General features: G+C 48.6%; 3 protein-coding genes. 2 read left to right on the top strand and 1 reads right to left on the bottom strand.

The genetic code is table 11. From position 1 onward, the window contains the following. On the top strand, positions 1 to 1,531 hold a 1,531-nt coding region (locus ACILQR_RS16540; protein WP_395652453.1), incomplete at its 5' end, for a glycine-rich domain-containing protein. Between the two features lie 10 nt (positions 1,532 to 1,541). Further along, entirely contained in the window at positions 1,542 to 1,886 is a 345-nt protein-coding gene (locus ACILQR_RS16535; protein ID WP_395652452.1) for a hypothetical protein, read from the top strand. Here the strand turns inward: ACILQR_RS16535 and ACILQR_RS16530 are convergent. Continuing rightward, the gene (locus ACILQR_RS16530) at positions 1,866 to 2,684 is read right to left on the bottom strand and encodes a sulfotransferase family protein (RefSeq protein ID WP_395652451.1); all 819 of its coding nucleotides are present in this window, start codon (positions 2,682 to 2,684) and stop codon (positions 1,866 to 1,868) included. The genes ACILQR_RS16535 and ACILQR_RS16530 overlap by 21 nt on opposite strands. Positions 2,685 to 2,791: the final 107 nt, after the last annotated feature.

Below are 2,791 nucleotides of genomic sequence, written 5' to 3'. Positions count from 1 at the left end.
TTTCCGCACAAATGTTACAGGACAAACTTCTGGTGGTGGTGCTTCCCCTGAGGCGAGTGTTACTGGTACGGCAGGCACAAATTACACCGTAACAGTCGGTGCTGGCGGTGCTGGCGGTGCTCCAAGTTCTAGGGGAACAACTGGTTCTAACTCAGTTTTTAGCACTATTACTTCTAATGGTGGTGGTGGTGGTGGTTCTGCCAGCGGCAGCCTTCCACAAGGTTTATCTGGCGGTTCTGGTGGTGGAACAAGCAACACTGGTAGCGGTGGTGGTGCTGGAACTGCTAATCAAGGATTTGCTGGTGGTTCGGGCACAGGAACCTATGTTCAAGGTGGTGGTGGTGGTGCTGGTGGAGCTGGCGGTGCCAACGCAGGTGGCGTAGGTCTGTCTAACAACATCACTGGTACTGGTGTATTTAGAGGTGGCGGTGGTGGTGGTGCTAACACTGGTGCAGGTGGCAACGGCGGCGGCGGAACTGCAGTCAGAGACAGTAAAGGTGGAGACGGAACTGTTAATACAGGTGGTGGTGGTGGTGGAAACTATGCAAACGTCACTGCTGGAGCTGGTGGATCAGGTGTAGTTATTCTTAGATACCCTGCCTCATACTCAATTACAATCGGTGCTGGCCTTACAGGTACAACTGCAACACTTGGCGACAACAAAGTAACAACAATTACTGCTGGTACTGGAAATGTTAGCTGGATTATTCCAACTACCTTTGCTATTAGCTACCTTGTAGTCGCTGGTGGTGGTGGTGGTGCTGGAAGCTTTGGTGCTGGTGGCGGTGCTGGGGGATTCCGTTCAAATGTCAGCGGGGAATCTTCTGGTGGCGGTTCTGCTGCTGAAGTCGGGTTTACTGGTCAAACAGGTACAGACTACACAGTAACAGTCGGAGCTGGTGGTGCTGGTGGCACAGGAGCTAACGGAAGTAGCGGTACAAGCTCAACTTTTAGCACAATCACATCTTCTGGCGGCGGTGGGGGTCAGTCAAGCAACGGAGCTGGTCAAAACGGTGGTTCTGGTGGTGGTAGTCGTTCAGGGACTGTTTACACAGGAACGGCTAATCAAGGATTCAATGGTGGAACTGGAATAACAAATACTAGCGGTGGCTGGGGTGGTGGTGGTGGTGGTGGAGCTGTTGGTGGCGATGGCACTACAAATGTTGGCGGAAATGGCGGTAATGGTGTTTCCTCATCTATTACTGGCTCAGCAGTGACTCGTGCTGGTGGTGGTGGTGGTTCTGGCGTTTCAACTGCTGGTACTGGTGGCACTGGTGGCGGTGGAAATGCTGATAACAGCGGATCTGCAAATGCCCAATCTGGTACTGCAAACACTGGTGGCGGTGGAGGTGCTGTTCGTATCACTAGCACATACTCAGGTGGTTCAGGCGGTTCTGGTGTAGTCATTCTTCGATACCCATCAGCTCGCACAATAACTCTTGGAGCAGGACTCACTGGTTCAACAAGTACCGTAGGAAGCGACAAAGTAACTACAATTACAGCAGGAACAGGAAACATTAGCTTTAGCTAAGGAGAAAACTATGGCACATTACGCATTTTTAGATGAGAACAACATTGTGACTGAGGTCATTGTTGGTACTGATGAAACCGAACAGATTGAGGGTCAGGACCCAGAAACCTGGTACGGCGAGTTCAGGGGTCAGGCTTGCAAAAGAACAAGCTACAACGGAAACATTAGAAAAAACTACGCAGGTATTGGATTCACTTACGATGCTGAGCTAGACGCTTTTGTTCCGCCAAAGCCGTTTGACTCTTGGCTACTTGAAGAAGAAACTGCACAATGGGAAGCCCCAGTACCAATGCCAGAAGGTAATTACAGCTGGGATGAAGAAACTGTTAGCTGGCTAGAAATTGAGGAAGTCTAAAGCGTTTCCGTACTTCTGAATCACATAGTCAGATAGAAGCTCGCTAGGGTCCGTTTTGGGTCTAGCGAGTTTCTTATTTACATCGTGCAAGCCAATCATTCCGTAACCAGCTAGATCATCGTGGTTGTCTATTGCCTTGATGTTGTTGAAGTTATGCTCAAAGCGGTCAAGCCCTAAGAAGTCATAAATGCCATTCATTGTGGCTTGTGGCCTATTTAACAAGTCATCAAACCAAACAACATAAACCTTATCCCTGTGATTCTTGATTAGGTTAGCAATGGAAAAGATTGCTCGGTCCATCTCACCATTGGCTGCCATTATGTTATCTGCCTGGGCATCTACAACATTTCGATAGTGAGTAGCCCAAAGGTTGTCGTTTAGGTAAGGCATAGATGAGGTCGCCTTGTGGGTCTGCTGGGCGACTCTAATAAAGGAAGCTAGAACCTCAAGAATTGGTCTCATGGTCAAGATGACTTTGCCATCAGGGTTTACATACAAGCTTAAGTTATTCCAGTTGTAGGGTGTGCCCCAACCCCTGTTTTTGTCAATGATCACAGGCTTGTCATGAGTTGAATAAAAGTTGTTGGTCATTCCATACAAGACAGATGCAAAGTTCGGGTGCATCAGTTTTGCCCGGTAGCTCTCGTATGAAGGTATTTTGCTTTCCAACTCGTATAACATTCCAAGCAAGTCAGTCTGAGGGCTTGAATACACCTCTGGGTTTTGGTTTAGAAGTGCCGAGAGTACAGTGCTGCCTGAGCGAGGGAGGCCACCCATACAATGATAGGTTTTTGTCATAGCTAAACACTACTAGTTTTGGGGCCTAATTCCCAGTTGTTTTCTGTCTTGTAAACTAGCCCAATGGCCGAGGAAACACAGGGTGTACGCATTACCCAGCAAGCAAT

The sequence above is a fragment of the Brevundimonas sp. genome (assembly GCF_044239655.1).
Lineage (GTDB): Bacteria > Pseudomonadota > Alphaproteobacteria > Caulobacterales > Caulobacteraceae > Brevundimonas.
The sequence above is the reverse complement of the archived record's forward strand: the minus strand, read 5'-3'. Positions and strand labels throughout refer to the sequence as shown.